The following is an 18,472-nucleotide window of genomic DNA, read 5'->3' on the forward strand; positions in this document are numbered from 1 at the left end:
TCAGCTGCGGGTCACGGTGACGGCCCGGGTGGTGGCGTTCCACTCGATCCGCCCACCGGTGTAGTTCTGGGCCACGCCGCCCGGAGTGCTGTACTCGTCGGTGGTCGGATAGCCCAGACCCCGCTCGTGGCCCAGCGCCGCCCACTTCCGGCCGATGGCCCCGTACTCCTTGACCGCGTTCGAGCCGGTGCGCGCGGACCACAGGATCTTGGTCCGCTTCCCGGACGCGTCGAAGAGCTGGTAGGCGCCGCCGTCGGCGGCCCGCTGCTCGTCCGTCCGCGGCGGGCCATAGCTGCCCGCGTAGCCGCCGGCCGCGAACTTCCGGCCGATGGACCCGCCGTAGTCGACCACCCGGGTCCCGGTGGTCCCGGACCAGTAGAGAGCCTTGTCCCGTCCGTCGGCGCCGGCGAAGCGCTGGTAGACGGAGCCGTGCCCGGAGGCGTACTCCGCGCTGACCGGGGTGGCCCACGCGGTGCCCCCCAGCGCCGCCCACGTGCGCCCGATCGCACCGGTGAGCTGGTACCCGTCGACCACCTCGTTGCCCGTCGGCGCGACGGTCTCGGGCTTCGGGCCGGCGCCGGCGTAGAGGCGGTCGACGTCGTCGCCGACCAGGTCGGCCAGGTCGTAGTTGGTGTGGTGCAGCCCGGGCATCACCACGCGGTCCGCCTTCGTGAACCCGGCCTTCTGGTACGCGGCGGCACCCTTGCCGGCCGCTTCCAGCGCGGACCAGGTGGACGGCTGGGTGGCGCCGTAGCTGTCGAGGGAGCCGACGTACCAGGTCGGGTCCGTGGCCCGGAGCGCGGCGTCGGGAGTGCTCTCGAGCCTGCCGTTGTAGACGCCGCCGCCGCCGATGAGGGTCGATCCGCCGCCGCGGATCCAGCCCGCCCGGTCGGAGAGCACCTCGGTGGAGATGAACTCGGCGCCGCCGGAGTACCCGGCCAGGTGGATGCGGGTCGCGTCGACGCGCTGCTCGGCGACGACCTTGGCCGCCAGGGCGCGGAACCAGTCCCCGACCGCCTCGCTGTTGGAGGTCCAGGACCGGTTGGCCGGGGCGACCGGCACCACGAGGATCATGTTCCTGGCCGCGGCCCGGGCTGCCATGCTCTTGAGCATCGACGTGGTGGGGCGCTGGGCGTAGTACTGTCCGTCGCCGTCGAAGTAGAAGACGACTCCCACGGTCTTCGAGCGGTCCACCCCGGCGTCGTAGAGGTGGTACTGGGAGGAGATGCCGGCGGCGGTGTGGACCGTGTTGGTCGTCGAGGCGTGGGCCGGGGCGGCCGCGCCGGCCATCGTCCCGGCGAGCATCGCGCCGGCCAGCAGAGCGGCGGGCAGAGCGGTCGAGGGCATGGGGAATGAAGGCAGCTTCATGAGGACCTCTTGGGGGGAGAGAGGACGGGGGGCGCGCAGCCGGGGGGCAGCTGCGAGTGCGGCGGAACAGCCCGTTCCGCCACATCAGCAGGGTATTGCATTAGTGAACGCAGGGGACGGAACGACGTAAAGTTACGGTGTGCTCCTGTCCCGCCCGCTTCCCCCCGGAGAGACCGCCCCCATGACCCTTCGCCCCCTGGCGCTGGCCGCCCTGCTCCTGCTCGCCCCCGTGCCGGGAGCGGCCCACGCCGCCGAGACCGCACCGCCTCCCGCGCCGGGCGCGGAATCCCCCGCCGGAGTCCCGTCCCCCGCACCCCCTTCCGACGACGAGCCGGCCGACCACCGGCCCGGGACCGGCCCCGCCGAGGCTCCCGACACCACGCCCAAGCCCGGCGGAGCCCCCGCGCCGGAGCCGGGCGGCACGGCGCCGGACGCGCACCCCTCCCCCGCTCCCGGCGGGCACGCGGCACCGGAGCCCGGCGGAGTCCGTGCCGAGGACGGCGGTGTCGGAGACGCCCGTGCAGGGGACGGCGGTGCGGGGAACGACCGTGCAGGGGATGACCGCACGAAGGCGGCCCCCGGCACGCCCTCGGAGGCGGACTCGAACCCCGGCTCGGACCCGGTCCGGGACCCGGACTCGGGGGAGCTCTCCGCCCTGGAGCGCGTCTCCTACGTCGGGCCCGGTGCCGCCGTGGCCCACCGCCCCGGCTCCGGAGCGCTGGTCCGGGACGGGTCCGCGCTGCGGGCACAGGTCCTGGCGGGGCAGCAGCAGGTGACGCCCGGGACGCTCACGCGCATCTCGGTGGGAACCGTGACCCGGGTTCCCGTGCAGGACGCGGCCGGGGACTCCTCCACCGCGTGGTGGGTCGGTGGGCTCGCGGCACTGGGCGCCGCGGCGGCCGGCGTCGTCGTCGCCCGCGGGTCCCGCGCGCGCCGCCCGCGCTGAGGGACGGCCGCCGGGGCGCCTCGGCGGCCGGGGCCGCGGGCCGGTAACCCACGAGCCGGCGGAGGAACAAGAAAGAGCCCCGCACCGGGATGAACGTCTCCGGTGCGGGGCTCTTGCTGCGAGTGCGGAGGATGGGGGATTTGAACCCCCGAGGGCGTGAACCCAACACGCGTTCCAGGCGTGCGCCATAGGCCGCTAGGCGAATCCTCCAGGCACGCACGACCGGCGGCCTGACGGCGCCGGAACATGCGGGGTCCAGCATAACCGAACCGCCGGGCAATGCCGAATCCACGGCGCCGGGATCGGGTTTCGACCCGGCCCGCCGCATCCGCTAGACTCGTCGACAGCCCCTCGCGTGGCGTCATCCTGTTGAACTCCCCCAGGACCGGAAGGTAGCAAGGGTAAATGGGCTCTGGCGGGTGCGCGAGGGGTCTTCTCGTCCCCGCGGCGGCCCGCGTCCCCAGCGCCGATCCGCCCGGCCCGCCTGTCGGATTCCGTCGCTAAGGTGTCATCTGTGACTACCGCCCTGTACCGCCGCTACCGCCCGGAGACCTTCGAGGACGTCATCGGTCAGGAGCACGTGACCGAGCCGCTGATGACGGCGCTGCGCAAGGACAGGGTCAGCCACGCCTACCTCTTCTCCGGCCCGCGCGGCTGCGGCAAGACCACCTCCGCCCGCATCCTGGCCCGCTGCCTCAACTGCGCGGAGGGCCCCACCGCCACCCCGTGCGGCCGCTGCGACAGCTGCCGCGACCTGGCCCGGGACGGCGCCGGCTCCCTCGACGTGATCGAGATGGACGCGGCCAGCCACGGCGGCGTGGACCACGCCCGCGACCTGCGGGAGCGCGCCACGTTCGCGCCCGTCCGGGACCGGTACAAGATCTTCATCATCGACGAGGCGCACATGGTCACGCGCGAGGGCTTCAACGCCCTGCTCAAGATCGTCGAGGAGCCGCCGGAGCACATCAAGTTCATCTTCGCGACCACCGAGCCGAGCAAGGTGCTCACGACCATCCGGTCCCGCACCCACCACTACCCCTTCCGGCTGGTCCCCACCGAGCCGCTCATGCACTACCTCGAGCAGCTCTGCGCCGAGGAGCACGTGCAGGTGGCCCCGGGGGTGCTCTCCCTCGTGGTCCGCGCGGGCGCCGGATCCGTCCGCGACACCCTCTCCGTCCTCGACCAGCTCATGGCCGGCTCCGACGAGCAGGGCATCGGCTACGACCTCGCCGTGGCCCTGCTGGGCTACACGCACGGCGCCCTGCTCGACGACGTGGTCGACGCCTTCGCGTCCGGGGACGGCGCCACGGTCTTCCGCGCGGTCGACCGGGTGGTGCAGACGGGCCAGGACCCGCGCCGCTTCGTGGAGGACCTGCTCGAGCGGTTCCGGGACCTCATCATCGTCAACGCGGTCCCGGAGTCCGCGGGCAACATCCTGCACGGGATGCCCCAGGACCAGATCGCCCGGCTGCGCAACCAGGCGTCCCAGCTCGGGGCGGCGGAGCTCTCCCGGGCCGCCGACATCACGAACACGGCCCTCACCGAGATGACCGGGGCCACCTCGCCCCAGCTGCACCTCGAGCTGCTGTGCGCGCGCATCCTCCTGCCGTCCTCGGAGGACACCACGCGCGGCGTCACGGCCCGCGTCGACCGGCTGGAACGGCGCCTGAGCATCGGCCGGGGCGCCGCCGCGGCCGGTCCGGACGAGACCGCCGACGCCCCCGCGCCCTCTCCCGGGGCCTCCTCGGCCGCGCCGACCGCCCCGGCGGGTCCGGTCGCCCCGCCCGAGGGCCGGAGCCTCTCGCAGCCCGCCCCCGTGCCGGAGCGACCGGCACCGCCCGCGCCCGGCGGGGACGCGCAGCAGGCGGTCCCGGCGGTCCCGCGGGGGACGGATCCGTGGGAGCGGACCGGGCAGGGCTCCGGGCAGGACGCCGGGCACGCCGCGGCGGCTCCCGAGCGCCCGTCCGCCCGGGAGGACAGCCGGCCGGAGCGGCCCACCGAGCGGGAGGCGCCCACCGCAGCGGAGCGTCCCGCCGCGCCGCGGCAGGACGCCGCGGCGCAGGCGCCCCGCCAGGACACGCCCCGGGCGGGCGAGCCGGGCGGCAACGAGATCGACCTGCTGCGGGCCTCCTGGCCGGAGATCGTCAACGCCCTCGCGGACATCCGCCGGGTCGCGTGGTTCACGGTCCAGCGCGGCACCCCGCAGTCCTTCGACGGCAAGGTGCTGCGCATCATGTTCGACGCCGAGGGCGACCTCATGAACTTCCCGCGCTTCGAGGACGACCTGCGGCAGGCGGTGCAGCAGATCCTCGGCATCGACTGCCGTGCGGAGGCCGTCCCGCCGGGCGGCGGCGGCCACGGCCGGGGCGGTGGCGGCGGCGGAGCCCCGCGCGGCCCGGAGCCGTCGACGCGCCCGCCCGGGCGCCCGGACGAACCGGGGCCCGGGACCGACGGGGAGCACCCCGAGCGGCGCGCCCCCGAGGACCGGTCCCGCGGAGGCCAGGACCGGCGCTCCCCGGCCCAGGACGGGCCGGGCGGACCCCGCGGCCGGGAGCAGCAGCCGACCCCGCCACGGGCCGCGAGCACGCCCCCGGGCGGCGCACCGGGCACCGCGACGGACTCCGCGCCGGAGCCGGCCGCGGACGCGGCGTCCCCGGACGGGGACGGCGGCGGCCAGGACCCCTGGGACGCCCACGGCCGACCCGCCACGGACGCGCCGGCGGAGTGGACCGACCCCGCCTGGGCCCAGGAGCCCGTGCACAGCTGGTCCGTGGCCGCCATCCCCCAGGGCGGCGCCCCGGCTACGGCCCCCGCCGGGTCCCCTGCCGCACCCGCCCCCCGGGCTCCGGCGCAGCCCGAGACCCGGGGCGTGGGACCGGCCCGGACGGCGGAGGACCCCGCCGTCGCCCAGCCCGCCGACGGGCCGGCACCGCAGACCGGAACGCAGCCCGGAGCACCGTCCGGCCCCGGGCGGACCGGGCGCCCCGGCCCCGCCTTCCCCGGCGAGGCCCCGGGGGCGCGGGACCGGGACGTCCCCCCGTCGGACGACGACGTCCCGCCGCCCGAGGAGCCCCCGTACCCGGACGAGCCCCCCTACCCCGACGACCCGGACGCCGCGCCCCCGGAGCAGTGGCGGCCCGCGGCCCCCGCACGGCAGAGCTCTGCGCCCGCTCCCGGCTCCGGGGGCGGGCCCGGGAACCGGTCGACCGGCAGCGCCACGCCCCCCACCGCCCGCCCGGAGGGGTCCCGGACCGCGACGGGCGCCACTGCCCCGGCTCCGACGGCGAACCCGGCGGCCCCAGCGGCCCCGGCGGCCCCAGCGGCCCCGGCGGCCCCAGCGGCCCCGGCCGCCCCGCAGCAGGACGCCCCGGCGGCGGCACCGGCCGGCGCCGACCGGAACGCTCGGCTGAGCTTCCGGGAGCGCCACGCCGCGGCCATCGCCGCGGGGCGCAAGGCACCCGCCTCCGCCGCGGCCCCGCAGGACAGCGGCGTAGAATGGGACGACTCCTTCGTGCCCAGCTCGGACGACGAGGCGCTCGAGGACTCCACCCTCTACGGCCGCGCCGCGATCGAGCGGATCCTCGGGGGGATGCTGATCGAGGAGCGGGACCTCCACACCGGGGAGTGAGCCGGGACCGCCCCACGCACCGGCACCCCGGTGACGTCGTGGCCGAGGACGATCAGGAGGGCCGTGCACCGGCCCGGAAATCGAGGGAAACGTGTACGAAGGCGCTGTTCAGGATCTGATCGACGAGCTGGGCCGGTTGCCCGGCGTCGGGCCGAAGTCCGCGCAGCGGATCGCGTTCCACCTCCTCGACGCCGACAAGGAGGACGTCCGGCGGCTGGCCGACGCCATGACGGCGGTCAAGGACAAGGTGAAGTTCTGCCGGATCTGCGGGAACGTGTCCGAGCTGGACGAGTGCGCCATCTGCCGCGACGCCCGCCGGGACGACAGCGTCATCTGCGTGGTCGAGGAGTCGAAGGACGTCATGGCCATCGAGCGCACCCGCAGCTTCCGCGGCCGGTACCACGTCCTGGGCGGTGCGATCAGCCCCATCCAGGGCATCGGCCCCGACCAGCTGCGCATCCGGGAGCTCATGACGCGGCTCTCCGGCGACACCGTGCAGGAGGTCGTGCTCGCCACCGACCCGAACCTGGAGGGCGAGGCCACCGCCACCTACCTCTCCCGCATGCTCAAGACCCTCGGGATCCGCGTGACCCGCCTGGCCTCCGGGCTGCCCGTGGGCGGGGATCTCGAGTACGCCGACGAGGTGACCCTCGGCCGCGCGTTCGAGGGCCGGACGGTCGTCGCCTGACGCACTCGCGTAGGATGTCCTGGTGCCCTGCCGCGGGGAGCGGGCGCACGGCCCGGCCCCGACCGCCGGCCGCCCTCGAGCACAGGAGTTGAACCCATGAGCCTGATCGTGCAGAAGTTCGGTGGATCCTCCGTCGCGGACGCCGACGGCATCCGCCGCGTTGCACGGCGGATCGTCGAGACGCGCAACAGGGGCCACGACGTCGTCGTCGTCGTCTCCGCGATGGGCGACACCACGGACGAGCTCCTGGACCTCGCCCACGAGGTCACCCGCAAGCCCCCGGCCCGCGAGCTCGACATGCTGCTCACCGCCGGCGAGCGCATCTCCATGGCGCTGCTGGCCATGGCGGTGTCCGGGATGGGCGCTCCCGCCCAGTCCTTCACCGGGTCGCAGGCGGGGATGGTCACCGACGGCGCGCACGGCGCCGCCCTCCTCGTGGAGGTCAATCCGCTGCGCGTGCGCGAGTCCCTGGACCAGGGCAACATCGCGATCATCGCCGGGTTCCAGGGCGTGCACCGCCAGACCAAGGACATCACCACCCTGGGCCGCGGCGGCTCGGACACCACGGCCGTGGCGCTGGCGGCCGCCCTCGACGCCGACGTCTGCGAGATCTACTCCGACGTCGACGGCGTGTTCACCGCCGATCCCCGCATCGCGCCCAGGGCCCGCAAGCTGGACGTGGTCAGCAGCGAGGAGATGCTCGAGCTCGCCGCGAACGGCGCGAAGATCCTGCACCTGCGCTGCGTCGAGTACGCCCGCCGCTTCGGCGTGAAGCTGCACGTCCGCTCGTCCTTCTCCCACAACGAGGGCACCTGGGTCATCCCGGGCCCCGAAGACGCCGTCACCTCCCCGAAGGAGATCCCGTTGGAACAGCCGCTCATCTCCGGCATCGCCCACGACCGCACGCAGGCGAAGGTCACCGTCGTCGGAGTGCCGGACAAGCCCGGCATCGCCGCCCGGATCTTCCGGCTGCTCGCGGAGGCGAAGGTCAACGTGGACATGATCGTGCAGAACATCTCCACCGGCGACGACCCGCTGACGGACCTCTCCTTCACGGTGGACGAGTCCCAGGGCGATCTGGCCATGAGCCTGCTGCGGGCCGCCGAGGAGAAGATCGGCTACGCGGGCCTGGAGTACGACGACGAGGTCGGCAAGCTCTCCCTCGTGGGCGCCGGCATGAAGTCGAACCCCGGGGTGACCTTCACGTTCTTCGAGGCGCTCGCGGCCGCGAACATCAACATCGACATGATCTCGACCTCCGAGGTCCGGATCTCGGTGGTCACGGCCGCCGACCGGCTCGACGAGGCCGTGCGCGTGGTGCACAGCGCCTTCGGCCTGGACTCCGACGAGGAGGCCACGGTCCACGCGGGGACCGGCCGCTGATCCCCGTGCCGCGCTCCACCGGTCCGTCGACGACGGGGCGGGTCCCGTGACCCGCCCCGTCGTCGTCCTGTCCCGCGCGGAGTGGGCGCCGCGGGCGCACGCCCACGAGCAGCGCGCGGCACGCCGCGCGGACCCGTTCGTGGCCCGCCGCCACCGCGGGCACCAGCACCCGGTCGAGGACTTCCTGTTCACCTACTACACCCTCAAGCCCGCGCAGCTGAAGCGCTGGCATCCCGGGGCGGGCACCGTGCTGCTGGACGCCGCGGACCGCGCCGGGGAGAAGTTCTACCGCGCGCTCACCGGCGCCGAGCTCACGGCCCTGGGGCTCAGCGCCCGGGACGGGGCAGTGACCGTCGACGACGACGCCCTCCGGGACCGGCGGGCCCCCGCGATCGACTTCGCCCGGGCGGTGCTGGGCGCGCACGCGGGCAACCCGGGCTTCTTCGGCTGCTTCGGCCTGCACGAGTGGGCGATGGCCTACCGCTCGGAGGACAACGACCTCCGCCACGAGCAGCTCGAGCTGCGGCTCGGGGCCGCGGGCACGGACGCCGTGGTGGAGTCCGCCCGGATCCGGTGCACCCACTTCGACGCGTTCCGGTTCTTCCAGCCGCAGGCCGTGCCGCTCAACGAGCTGCGGCCCACCCGGGAGTCCCAGCGCCGGATGGAGCAGCCGGGCTGCCTGCACGCCACCATGGACCTCTACAAATGGGCGTACAAGCTCGTCCCGGGGATCCCCTCCGAGCTGCTGATGGACTGCTTCGAGCTGGCGTGGGACGTGCGGGAGACGGACATGCGGGCCGCCCCCTACGACCTCTCCGGCTGGGGCTACGAGCCCGTGCGGATCGAGACGCCGGAGGGCAAGGCCGAGTACGTGCGCCGGCAGCGGGAGTTCGCCCGGCGTGCCGAGCCGCTGCGCCGCCGGCTCGGCGCGGCCCTCGAGGTCCTCGACCCGGCCCGCGCCACCGACGGGGCGGCGGCGTGAGCGCGCCCGGGGAGCCCGCCGGCGGCTGGGAGCGGATCGTGGCGGTCTCCGCCGTGCCGGACCCGCTCGACTTCGTGACGGCGCCCTCCAGCACGGGGCCGGTCCTCGTCACCCGTGACGCCGGGGGCGCGCTGCACGTGCTGCGCAACACCTGCACGCACCAGCAGGCCACCGTGTGCCGGGAGTCCGCCGGGCGCGCCGATACGTTCGAGTGCCCCAACCACTTCTGGGTCTTCGCCGCCGACGGGCGGTTCGTGGGGTCCCGCCTGGCCCTGGCGGCCGGCCGGGAGGCACCGCCGGACCCCGCCAAGGACCTCCTCCGGGCGGCGGCGGTCGACGTGGTCGAGGGCTGGGTCGTGGCCCGCTTCGGCTGAGGCGGAGTCAGTGCGGCGCGGGCGCGCCGTCGTCGTCGCGCCGCTGCCGCCCGGCGAGCCAGGCCTGGACGTCCGCGCGCCGGATCCGGCGGTGGCTGCCCCGGTACTGCACGGGCAGGGTGCCCTCGGTGGTGAGGTTGCGCAGATAGGTGGCCGAGATCCCGGCGAGCGCGGCCGCCTGCGAGGTGGTCAGCAGGTCCTCCGGGGAGTCGGGGACGGCCCCGTCCTCGCCGTGGCGGGCGAGCCAGGCCTGGACGTCCGCGCGCCGGATCCGGCGGTGGCTGCCCCGGTACTGCACGGGCAGGACGCCCTCGGTGGTGAGGTTGCGCAGATAGGTGGCCGAGATCCCCGCGAGCGCGGCCGCCTGCGAGGTGGTCAGCAGGTCCCCGGGGTCCGCCGGCGGCTCCGCGGCGGAGGTCACCGCGGCGGACGTCACCGTGACGGTCTCCCCGCGGGTCATCCGGGAGAGGAGGTCCACCACGGCGTCGCGCGCTCCCTCCGGCAGGCGCAGGGAGGTGCCGTCCACGAAGACCGTCACGTCCCGGGCCTCGAGGGCGTCCGCGAGCCGCTCGGCCTCCCGGCCGCTGAGTCCGGGGGTGGTCGTCGCTGGGTGCTGGGTCATGGGCCCATTGTTCCAGCACCGCTCCGTTCCCCTCCGCCGGCGGCGGACCGGGGTCAGTCCGTCCCGCGCCGCCAGCGGAGGACGGCGAGCCACAGCAGCACCCCCGCCAGGCCCATCGTGCCGGGCACGAGCACGGGGGACGGCCCGACGGCCCCGCTGGTCGCCGCCCACAGCCGGGCCGCGCCCGACATCGCGTCCCAGGCCTCGGCGTACCGCGGGTCCAGCGGTCCGGCCCGCAGGTTCGCCAGGACGTGCTCGTAGACGCCGTAGGCGCTGCCGAGCACGGAGACGACCGCGGCGACCCGCACGGTGCGGGCCGTCCCGGTGGTGCGCCGCACCAGCCACGCCACGGCCCCGAGCAGCAGCACGGCCAGCACCGCCCACGGCACCAGCTGGGCGGGCCCCTGCCAGTGCCGCAGCATCGCCAGCTCGGTCAGCGCGCCGAGGACGGTGCCGATCCCCAGCAGGGTCAGGACCCGGCGGTAGACCGAGACCAGGCGTGCGTCGTCGGTGCGGGCCCCGACGCCGGCTCCGGTGCTCCCCGGTGCAGTGCTCATGGCACCAGGGTCTACCGGAGGCGCCTTGGAGAACACCTGGAAGCCGACCGGTGACCCCTACCACACCCGGTGGGCGGTCCGGGCCCGGCGGGCCCGGCGTGCGGCGAAACGATAGGATGGTCACCGTTCGCCGGATCCCGGCCCGCTGCTCGACCCTCAGGAGTTCCCCGATGGCCCGCATTGTTGTCGACGTCATGCCCAAGCCCGAGATCCTCGACCCGCAGGGGAAGGCGATCGCCAACGAACTGCCCCGCATCGGTCTGGACGGCTTCGCCGGTGTCCGGCAGGGCAAGCGCTTCGAGCTGACCGTCGACGGCGAGGCCACCGAGGACGCGCTGGCCCAGGCCCGCGAGGCCGCGGAGAAGCTGCTCTCCAACCCCGTCATCGAGGACGTCGTGCGCGTGGCCGTGCTCGACGAGACCGAGGAGAACTGAGCATGGCCGGTCTCGAGACCCCCCTGATCGCGGACCTCTCCGGCCCCGCGCCGGACGCCGGGCTCGCCGGCGCGCGCGTCGGCGTCGTGACCTTCCCCGGCACCCTCGACGACCGCGACGCGGCGCGGGCCGTCGAGCTCGCCGGCGGCACCCCCGTCCCCCTCTGGTACGCCGACGAGGACCTGCAGGGCGTCGACGCCGTGATCCTGCCCGGCGGCTTCTCCTACGGCGACTACCTGCGCGCCGGGGCCATCGCCCGGTTCGCCCCGATCATGGCGCCGATCATCGACGGCGCGAACGCCGCGGGCACCTCGGGGTCCGCCCCGCTGCCGGTCCTCGGCATCTGCAACGGCTTCCAGATGCTCACCGAGTCGCACCTGCTGCCGGGCTCGATGATCAAGAACGAGCGCCTGAAGTTCCTGTGCCGGGACCAGCGCCTGCGCGTGGAGAACAGCACGACCGTGTGGACCACCGAGTTCGAGCAGGGCCAGGAGATCGTGGTCCCGCTCAAGAACCAGGACGGCCAGTACGTGGCGGACGAGCGGACCCTCGACGCCCTCGAGGCCGAGGGCCGCGTGGTCTTCCGCTACGTCGGGGGCAACCCCAACGGGTCCCGGCGGGACATCGCCGGGATCTGCAACGCCGGCGGCAACGTGGTGGGCCTCATGCCGCACCCGGAGCACGCGGTCGAGCCGGGCTTCGGCGCGGACTCCTCGGCCTCCGGCGAGGTCGGCATGCGCGACGGCACGGACGGGCTGGGCCTGTTCGTCTCCGCCCTCAAGGCACTGGTCAAGTAAGGGACACCGAGCACTCCATGAGCGACAAGCACTTCAACCTGGACACCGTCGAGCACGCGACGGCCACCCCCGACACCGAGCTGCCCTGGGCCGAGCTGGGCCTCAAGGACAACGAGTTCGAGGAGATCAAGAAGATCCTCGGCCGCCGGCCCACCGCCGCGGAGCTGGCGATGTACTCGGTCATGTGGTCCGAGCACTGCTCCTACAAGTCCTCCAAGGTCCACCTGCGCCAGTTCGGCGAGAAGGTCACCGAGGAGATGAAGAAGGACCTGCTGGTGGGCATCGGCGAGAACGCCGGCGTCACCGACCTCGGGGACGGCTGGGCCGTGACCTTCAAGATCGAGTCCCACAACCACCCGTCCTACGTGGAGCCCTACCAGGGCGCCGCCACGGGCGTCGGCGGGATCGTGCGCGACATCATCTCGATGGGCGCCCGGCCCGTGGCCGTCATGGACCCGCTGCGCTTCGGGGCGATCGACCACCCGGACACCGCGCGCGTGGTGCACGGCGTGGTGGCGGGCGTGGGCGGCTACGGCAACTCCCTGGGCCTGCCCAACGTGGGCGGGGAGGTCGTCTTCGACTCCTGCTACCAGGGCAACCCGCTCGTCAACGCGCTCGCCGTGGGCGTGATGCGCCACGAGGACATCCGCCTCGCCAACGCCTCCGGCGTGGGCAACAGGGTGGTGCTGTTCGGCGCCCGCACCGGCGGCGACGGCATCGGGGGCGCCTCCGTGCTCGCCTCGGAGTCCTTCGACGACGCCAAGCCGTCCAAGCGGCCGGCCGTCCAGGTCGGCGACCCGTTCGCGGAGAAGGTGCTCATCGAGTGCTGCCTCGAGCTGTTCAAGGGCTCCCTCGTGGAGGGCATCCAGGACCTGGGGGCCGCGGGCATCTCGTGCGCCACCTCGGAGCTGGCCTCCAACGGGGAGGGCGGCATGCACGTGGACCTGACCCAGGTCCTCCTGCGCGACCCCACCCTGACCCCGGGCGAGATCCTCATGTCGGAGTCCCAGGAGCGCATGATGGCGGTCGTGACCCCCGAGAAGGTCGCCGCCTTCGAGGCCGTGATGGACAAGTGGGACGTCGAGCACTCCTGGATCGGCGAGGTCACCGGCACCGGCCGGCTCGTGATCGAGTGGGACGACGAGGTCATCGTCGACGTCGACCCCCGCACCGTCGCCCACGAGGGCCCCGTCTACGACCGGCCCTACACCCGTCCCGCGGACCAGGACCGGCTCCAGGCGGACCGCTTCGCCGGCTCCTCGGCCGACGCCGGGCGGCCCTCGGGCGCGGAGCTCAAGCACGCCGTCCTCGAGCTCATGGCCTCCCCGAACCTCTGCGCCAAGGACTGGGTCACCGACCAGTACGACCGCTACGTGCAGGGCAACACCGCCATGGCGATGCCCGACGACGCCGGGGTGGTCCGCGTGGACGAGGAGACCGGCCTCGGCGTGGCCCTGTCCACCGACTGCAACGGCCGCTACGCCTACCTGGACCCGTACGCCGGCGCGCAGCTGGCCCTGGCCGAGGCCTACCGCAACGTGGCCACCGCCGGCGCCCGCCCCGCGGCCGTCTCCGACTGCCTGAACTTCGGCTCCCCCGAGGACCCGGAGACCATGTGGCAGTTCGCCGAGGCCGTGCGCGGGCTCGCCGACGGCTGCCAGCAGCTGGGGGTGCCCGTGACGGGCGGCAACGTGTCCCTCTACAACCAGACCGGCGGCGTGGCCATCCACCCGACGCCCGTGGTGGCGGTGCTGGGCGTGCTCGACGACGTCCGGCGGCGCACGCCGTCGGGCTGGCGCGAGGACGGCCAGGCGATCTACCTGCTCGGGACCACCCGGGACGAGCTGGACGGCTCCGAGTGGGCGAACCTGCGCGGGCACCTCGGCGGGCTCCCCCCGGCCGTGGACCTCGCCCAGGAGAAGCTGCTCGGCGACCTGCTGATCAACATGTCCCGCGACGGCATGATCGACGCCGCGCACGACGTCGCCGAGGGCGGCCTCGCGGCGACCCTCGCCGAGATGGCGCTGCGCTTCGACACCGGTGCGCGCATCGGGCTGGGCGAGGTGTGCGAGCGCGACGGCGTGGACCTGTTCACCATGCTCTTCTCGGAGACCCAGGGACGGGCCGTGGTGGCCGTGCCGCGCAGCGAGGAAGTACGGTTCAAGGACATGTGCACCATGCGCGCCTATCCGCACACGCGGATCGGCGTGGTGGACACCGAGAACCGCGCGCTGGACGTGCAGAGCGAGTTCGGCATCGGTCTGGACGAGCTCCGCACCGCGCACGAGGGCACGCTGCCGAAGTACTTCGGCTGATCCGCCGGGGGCGGATCCCCGCCCCCGGCACCCCGCTCCACGGATCCACCCAGTCCACCCTCGGCACCCGGACCCGCAGAAAGCAGCACCAGCATGACTGAGGACCTCGAGGCCCAGCGCCCCGCACCCGTCCTGGAGACGGAACGGCTCCTGCTCCGCCCCTTCACCGCCGAGGAGCTCGACGCCGTGGCGGCCGGCGAGCACGGCGCCCACTTCGCCCACGGCTTCCCGACCGCCGAGGACATGGACTTCGCCCGCGAGTCCCTCATGGCTGGGGGCTACTTCTTCACGGAGTCCGTGTACGCGCGGATGGCCGTCGTGGAGAAGTCGACCGGCGAGATCGTCGGCACGGCCGGCTTCGTGGGCCCCCCGATCGACGACGAGCTCGAGATCGTGGGCTCCCTCGCCGCGGACCGCCGGAACCTGGGCTACGCGCAGGAGGGCATCACCGCGCTGCTCGGCGTCGCGTTCGCGGACCCCGCGGTCACCGGGGTGCGCGCCAGCGTGCCCGGGGACAACGCGCCGGCCACGCAGGTGCTCCTCGCCGCGGGCTTCGTCCACCGCGAGACCCCCGGCCCGGAGACCGACTACGTCCTGCCGCGCCCCGCGTAGACCGCGCGGCGCCGGAACCTAGACTGGCGAGGTGATCCCGGCCCTGTTCCCCTTCAGCGGCATCCCCGCGCACCTCCTCCCGGAGACCGCGACGATCGTCGTGCTGGTGCTGGGGCTGCTCATCAACCTGGTGGCCCTGGGCTGGATCCCGCACAACCGGCGGCCCTCCGTGGCCCTGGCCTGGCTGCTCGCGATCTTCCTGCTGCCCTACGTGGGGATCCTGCTGTTCCTGGCCATCGGCTCCGCCAAGCTGCCGAAGAAGCGGATGGCGATGCAGGCGAAGATGAACGACGTCATCCGCGAGAACACCCCGGACCTCCACATCCTGGGCAACACGGACGAGGAGCTGCCCGAGTGGGTGGCCTCCACCGCGGCCCTGAACTACAAGCTCGGCGCCCTGCCCATGGTCGGCGGCAACTCCTTCGAGATCCTCACCGACAACCACGAGGCGATGCGGATCATGGCGGAGGCCGTGGACCGGGCCCGGGACTACGTCCACTTCGAGTTCTACATCGTGGCCATCGACGACGCCTCGCGCCCCCTCCTTGAGTCCCTGGTGCGCGCCCACCGGCGGGGGGTGCGGGTGCGGGTGCTCATCGACCACCTCGGCTCCGTGGGCTACCCGGGGTACCGGGGGATGATCAAGCGCTTCGACGAGGCCGGGCTGCCATGGCAGCGCATGCTGCCCGTCCGGCCGTGGAAGGGCGAGTGGCAGCGGCCTGACCTGCGCAACCACCGCAAGATCCTCGTGGTCGACGGCTCCCTGGCCTACACGGGTTCGCAGAACATCATCCACCGCTCCTACAACAAGCGCCGGAACCGCCGGAAGGGGCTCGAGTGGAAGGACCTGATGCTCGAGTGCACCGGTCCCGTGGTCGCCGAGCTCAACGCCCTGTTCACGAGCGACTGGTACTCCGAGACCGGCGACCTCCTGCTCGACGAGGCCGCCCGCGACCTCCCGGACACCCAGGGGCCGGTCTTCGCCCAGGTCGTGCCCTCCGGCCCCGGGTTCGAGACGGAGAACAACCTGCGCCTGTTCAATCACCTGATCTACAACGCCAACGAGCAGATCGTCATCGCCAGCCCGTACTTCGTCCCGGACGAGTCGCTGATGCACGCGCTGACCACCGAGGCGCAGTCCGGGGTGGACGTGCGGCTGTTCGTGGGCGAGACCTCCGACCACTTCCTCGCCTACCACGCCCAGAACTCCTACTACCAGGAGCTCGTCGAGGCCGGTGTGAAGATCTACCGGTACCGCTCCCCCACCGTGCTGCACGCCAAGTTCGTGCTCGTGGACGACTACGTCTCCGTGATCGGCTCCTCCAACATGGACGAGCGCTCGTTCGCCCTGGACCTCGAGGTCTCCGTGTTCATCGCGGACCGGGACTTCCGGCGGCGGATGGACGCGGTGGTCGCCGAGTTCCACGAGGCCAGCACCCTGCTCGACTTCGACGCGTGGAACCGGCGGCCGCTGTGGCACAAGTACGCCGACAACGTGGCCCGGCTGACCTCGGCCCTGCTCTGAGGGGCCGAGCCCGCGCTCAGACCTCCAGGACGCCGCGCACGATCGAGTCCCCCGAGTGCGTCGGGTCGCCGTCGATCGGCTCGTTCGAGACGTCCACGACCGGGAACTCGCCGACGTCCAGGTTCTCGGGCAGCACGAACACCGCCTCGTCCCCGGCCATCACGCCGAGGCTGACCATCCGCTGCGCGTCGGGGGCGAGCAGCCAGACCTCCTTGAACCCGTCCACGTCGGCGGGGTCGGTCCGCACCACCAGCTGACGGGTCCCGTCCGGGCGCTCGTCCACCTCCGCCGAGCCGCGGGCGGTGTAGCCGGCGAGGGGCTCGAGCTCCGCTGTGGCCAGCACCGTGGGGTCCGGCTCCAGGCCCAGGCGCTGCGCACCCCAGACCGAGACGCCGCCCACGAGCAGCGCCGCGGCGGCCGCGGCGGCGGCCAGGGGGTACGGCACCCCGCGCCGGGGCCTGCGCCGGCGGGCGTCGAGGTCGACGACGGTCGCCCCGCCGCGCCCTGCGCCGTCGTCGCCCCGCGGGCCGGCCGCGGAGCCCGTGGGGTCGCCGGCGGTGCCGGTGCTGTCCTCGGCGGCGGTGTCGCCGCGGGCGCCGTCCCGGGTGCCGGCGAGCGGATCCGCCGCGACCTCGTCGGAGAGGCCCAGCTCGGCGTGGATCGCGGCCCAGACCCCGGGGCCGGGGGCCGTCAGGGCGGGCGCCTCGGCCCGGCCGGCGTGCACGACGCGCTGCAGGGACGCGAGCTCGGCCGCGCAGTCCGGGCAGGAGGCGACGTGCTCCCGGCTCTGGGGGTCGACGGCCTCACCCAGAGCCAGGAGCGTCAGCGACTCCTCACTCAGGTGTGCCATGACCGTCTCCCAATCGTGTTCGTAGGTTCGTGAGGCCGCGCCTCAGATGACTCTTGACCGTGCCGAGGGGCAGGTCCAGGTGCTGTGCGATCTGCTGGTGCGTGAGCTCCTCGTAGAACGCCAGCGCCATGATCGTCGACTTCGGGGGCCCGAGCCGCTCGACCTCCGCCCGCACCACGAGCCGGTCCACCAGCAGGTCCGACTCCTCGTGCCGCGGCTCCCGGTCGGTGCGCACCGCGTCCGCCTGGCGCCGCTCCGCCTCGCGACCGGCGGTCCTCGCGGCGTCGGCGATGCAGTTGCGCGCGATCCCGATGAGCCAGGCGGGGGCCGAGGAGTGCTCGGGGCGGTAGCCGGACCGGTACTTCCACGCCCGGATGAAGACCTCCTGCACCACGTCGTCGGCACCCGCGTCGTCGCGCAGCGCCCGGAGGGCGAGACCCCGGATGACCCCGGCGCAGTGCCGGTACGCGGCACTCAGCGCCTGCTCGTCCCCCGCGGCGAACGCGGCGTCGAGCTCGGGTCCCCATTCCGGGGGCGGCGTCGGCATCGTGGAAGGGCTCCTCGTGGGGCGGAGGTCGTGGTCGCGGGCGGCCGGGCGGTGCCCGGGCGCACGAGTCGTGCCCAGCCTAGTGGACACCGGCCATCCGGTCATGCGCCTCCCGCCTCCCTCCGCCGCTCAGGGCACCGGGACCGCCCGCAGCACCACGTTGTCCTCGTAGTCCCCGATCTCCTCGAGCCACTCCCCGCCGCACGTCACGAGGTGGAGCACCGGCTCGCCGGTCCGGCGGAACAGGTCCGCCTCCGCGAGGGACTTCTTGTGCACGTGCTGGACGGACTCGGTGCGGTAGCGCTGGACGCTCCCGTCCGCGCGCTCCACGCGGACCTCCGCCCCGACCGGCACGTCCTTGAGCTGCGCCATCGGCGTGACCTCGGTGAGGGTGTCGACGTGGCCGGCGACGACCGCGGCGCCCTCGTCCGCCCCGGGGGACGGACCGTACCGGTACCAGCCCAGCTCCACGTGGTTGTCCGGGATGGTCATGGCCCCGTTGTCCTCGACCCCCACCGGGACCACCGGCATGTCGATCGGGGAGCCGTCCACGACCACCCGCACGGGGGCGGGGACCTTCTCGGCGGGCGCCTGGGTGGCGGGAGCGACCGGGATCTCCGCGGGTGCCGCGGCGGACTGCGCCGGGGCCTCCGCGGAGACCGGACGGTCGAGGCCGGCGAGTGCCGGCACCGCCTCCTCGCCCTGGTACGGTCCCGCCGCCAGGGAGTTCGCGGGCGGCGTGGCCCCGCTCTCCGGGAGAGCGGTGACGGCCGCTGCCGCGAGCAGGGACACCGAGGCGACCGCCCCGGCACCCACCGCCGCCAGACGACGACGACGGGTGCCG

The 18,472-nt window shown here is 74.1% G+C and carries 17 protein-coding genes, 1 tRNA gene, 1 other RNA gene and 1 pseudogene; 12 read left to right on the forward strand and 8 right to left on the reverse strand.

Annotated elements, in window-relative coordinates; genetic code table 11:
* Nucleotides 1–1,368 (reverse strand): hypothetical protein, encoded by a 1,368-nt coding sequence (locus AC6CH6_RS15100; RefSeq protein WP_498255734.1) that lies wholly within the window; start codon nt 1,366–1,368, stop codon nt 1–3.
* Between the two features lie 181 nt (nt 1,369–1,549).
* Between AC6CH6_RS15100 and AC6CH6_RS15105 the strand changes: the two genes are divergently transcribed.
* Nucleotides 1,550–2,314 (forward strand): hypothetical protein, encoded by a 765-nt coding sequence (locus AC6CH6_RS15105; RefSeq protein WP_498255735.1) that lies wholly within the window; start codon nt 1,550–1,552, stop codon nt 2,312–2,314.
* Nucleotides 2,315–2,439: 125 nt separating this feature from the next.
* Here the strand turns inward: AC6CH6_RS15105 and AC6CH6_RS15110 are convergent.
* Nucleotides 2,440–2,524: transfer RNA gene (locus tag AC6CH6_RS15110), tRNA-Ser, on the reverse strand.
* A gap of 132 nt (nt 2,525–2,656) precedes the next feature.
* On the opposite strand from AC6CH6_RS15110, the gene ffs reads away from it, so the two are divergent.
* The 6 genes from ffs to AC6CH6_RS15140 all read left to right on the forward strand — a co-directional run bounded on the left by ffs (nt 2,657) and on the right by AC6CH6_RS15140 (nt 9,369).
* Nucleotides 2,657–2,753, forward strand: an RNA gene (ffs, locus tag AC6CH6_RS15115) — signal recognition particle sRNA small type.
* Between the two features lie 75 nt (nt 2,754–2,828).
* On the forward strand, nt 2,829–5,942 hold the full coding sequence (locus AC6CH6_RS15120; protein ID WP_498255736.1) for a DNA polymerase III subunit gamma and tau: 3,114 nt from the start codon (nt 2,829–2,831) through the stop codon (nt 5,940–5,942).
* Nucleotides 5,943–6,033: 91 nt separating this feature from the next.
* A complete protein-coding gene (gene recR / locus AC6CH6_RS15125) occupies nt 6,034–6,630 on the forward strand; it encodes a recombination mediator RecR (protein WP_017833883.1) in 597 nt (198 codons plus the stop codon).
* A 96-nt stretch (nt 6,631–6,726) separates the two neighbouring features.
* Nucleotides 6,727–8,013, forward strand: coding sequence for an aspartate kinase (locus AC6CH6_RS15130; RefSeq protein WP_017833882.1), 1,287 nt, complete (start codon nt 6,727–6,729; stop codon nt 8,011–8,013).
* Between the two features lie 46 nt (nt 8,014–8,059).
* Complete coding sequence (locus AC6CH6_RS15135; protein ID WP_498255737.1) at nt 8,060–8,995, forward strand: 3-methyladenine DNA glycosylase; 936 nt, start codon at nt 8,060–8,062, stop codon at nt 8,993–8,995.
* Nucleotides 8,992–9,369, forward strand: a complete 378-nt coding sequence (locus AC6CH6_RS15140) for a Rieske 2Fe-2S domain-containing protein (RefSeq protein WP_498255738.1) — start codon at nt 8,992–8,994, stop codon at nt 9,367–9,369. The genes AC6CH6_RS15135 and AC6CH6_RS15140 overlap by 4 nt, the downstream gene beginning before the upstream one ends.
* Nucleotides 9,370–9,376: 7 nt before the next feature.
* Here AC6CH6_RS15140 and AC6CH6_RS15145 read toward each other — a convergent pair whose 3' ends face one another.
* The 3 genes and pseudogenes from AC6CH6_RS15145 to AC6CH6_RS15155 all read right to left on the reverse strand — a co-directional run bounded on the left by AC6CH6_RS15145 (nt 9,377) and on the right by AC6CH6_RS15155 (nt 10,548).
* Nucleotides 9,377–9,565 (reverse strand): helix-turn-helix domain-containing protein, encoded by a 189-nt coding sequence (locus AC6CH6_RS15145; RefSeq protein ID WP_368810355.1) that lies wholly within the window; start codon nt 9,563–9,565, stop codon nt 9,377–9,379.
* Nucleotides 9,566–9,610: 45 nt separating this feature from the next.
* Nucleotides 9,611–9,991: pseudogene (locus tag AC6CH6_RS15150) on the reverse strand (helix-turn-helix domain-containing protein); the annotation flags it as partial.
* A 53-nt stretch (nt 9,992–10,044) separates the two neighbouring features.
* Nucleotides 10,045–10,548, reverse strand: coding sequence for a hypothetical protein (locus AC6CH6_RS15155; protein WP_498255739.1), 504 nt, complete (start codon nt 10,546–10,548; stop codon nt 10,045–10,047).
* Nucleotides 10,549–10,718: 170 nt separating this feature from the next.
* On the opposite strand from AC6CH6_RS15155, the gene purS reads away from it, so the two are divergent.
* The 5 genes from purS (at nt 10,719) to cls (ending at nt 16,231) form a co-directional block, all read left to right on the forward strand.
* Nucleotides 10,719–10,982: a phosphoribosylformylglycinamidine synthase subunit PurS gene (purS, locus tag AC6CH6_RS15160; RefSeq protein ID WP_031283211.1), complete on the forward strand. Its 264-nt coding sequence runs from the start codon at nt 10,719–10,721 to the stop codon at nt 10,980–10,982.
* Between the two features lie 2 nt (nt 10,983–10,984).
* Nucleotides 10,985–11,779: a phosphoribosylformylglycinamidine synthase subunit PurQ gene (purQ, locus tag AC6CH6_RS15165; RefSeq protein WP_498255740.1), complete on the forward strand. Its 795-nt coding sequence runs from the start codon at nt 10,985–10,987 to the stop codon at nt 11,777–11,779.
* Between the two features lie 17 nt (nt 11,780–11,796).
* The gene (purL, locus tag AC6CH6_RS15170; protein WP_498255741.1) at nt 11,797–14,094 is read left to right on the forward strand and encodes a phosphoribosylformylglycinamidine synthase subunit PurL; all 2,298 of its coding nucleotides are present in this window, start codon (nt 11,797–11,799) and stop codon (nt 14,092–14,094) included.
* A 93-nt stretch (nt 14,095–14,187) separates the two neighbouring features.
* The gene (locus tag AC6CH6_RS15175) at nt 14,188–14,706 is read left to right on the forward strand and encodes a GNAT family N-acetyltransferase (protein WP_498255742.1); all 519 of its coding nucleotides are present in this window, start codon (nt 14,188–14,190) and stop codon (nt 14,704–14,706) included.
* A 31-nt stretch (nt 14,707–14,737) separates the two neighbouring features.
* Entirely contained in the window at nt 14,738–16,231 is a 1,494-nt protein-coding gene (gene cls / locus AC6CH6_RS15180; RefSeq protein WP_498255743.1) for a cardiolipin synthase, read from the forward strand.
* A 16-nt stretch (nt 16,232–16,247) separates the two neighbouring features.
* On the opposite strand, the gene AC6CH6_RS15185 is transcribed toward cls, so the two are convergent.
* From AC6CH6_RS15185 to AC6CH6_RS15195, 3 genes are all read right to left on the reverse strand, one after another.
* Entirely contained in the window at nt 16,248–17,081 is an 834-nt protein-coding gene (locus tag AC6CH6_RS15185; RefSeq protein ID WP_498255744.1) for an anti-sigma factor, read from the reverse strand.
* On the reverse strand, nt 17,065–17,628 hold the full coding sequence (locus AC6CH6_RS15190; RefSeq protein WP_368795064.1) for an RNA polymerase sigma factor: 564 nt from the start codon (nt 17,626–17,628) through the stop codon (nt 17,065–17,067). Before AC6CH6_RS15190 ends, AC6CH6_RS15185 begins: the two co-directional genes overlap by 17 nt.
* Before the next feature lie 129 nt (nt 17,629–17,757).
* Nucleotides 17,758–18,420, reverse strand: coding sequence for a class F sortase (locus AC6CH6_RS15195; protein WP_498255745.1), 663 nt, complete (start codon nt 18,418–18,420; stop codon nt 17,758–17,760).
* Nucleotides 18,421–18,472: the final 52 nt, after the last annotated feature.

Source organism: Kocuria sp. GQ42 (assembly GCF_059758435.1).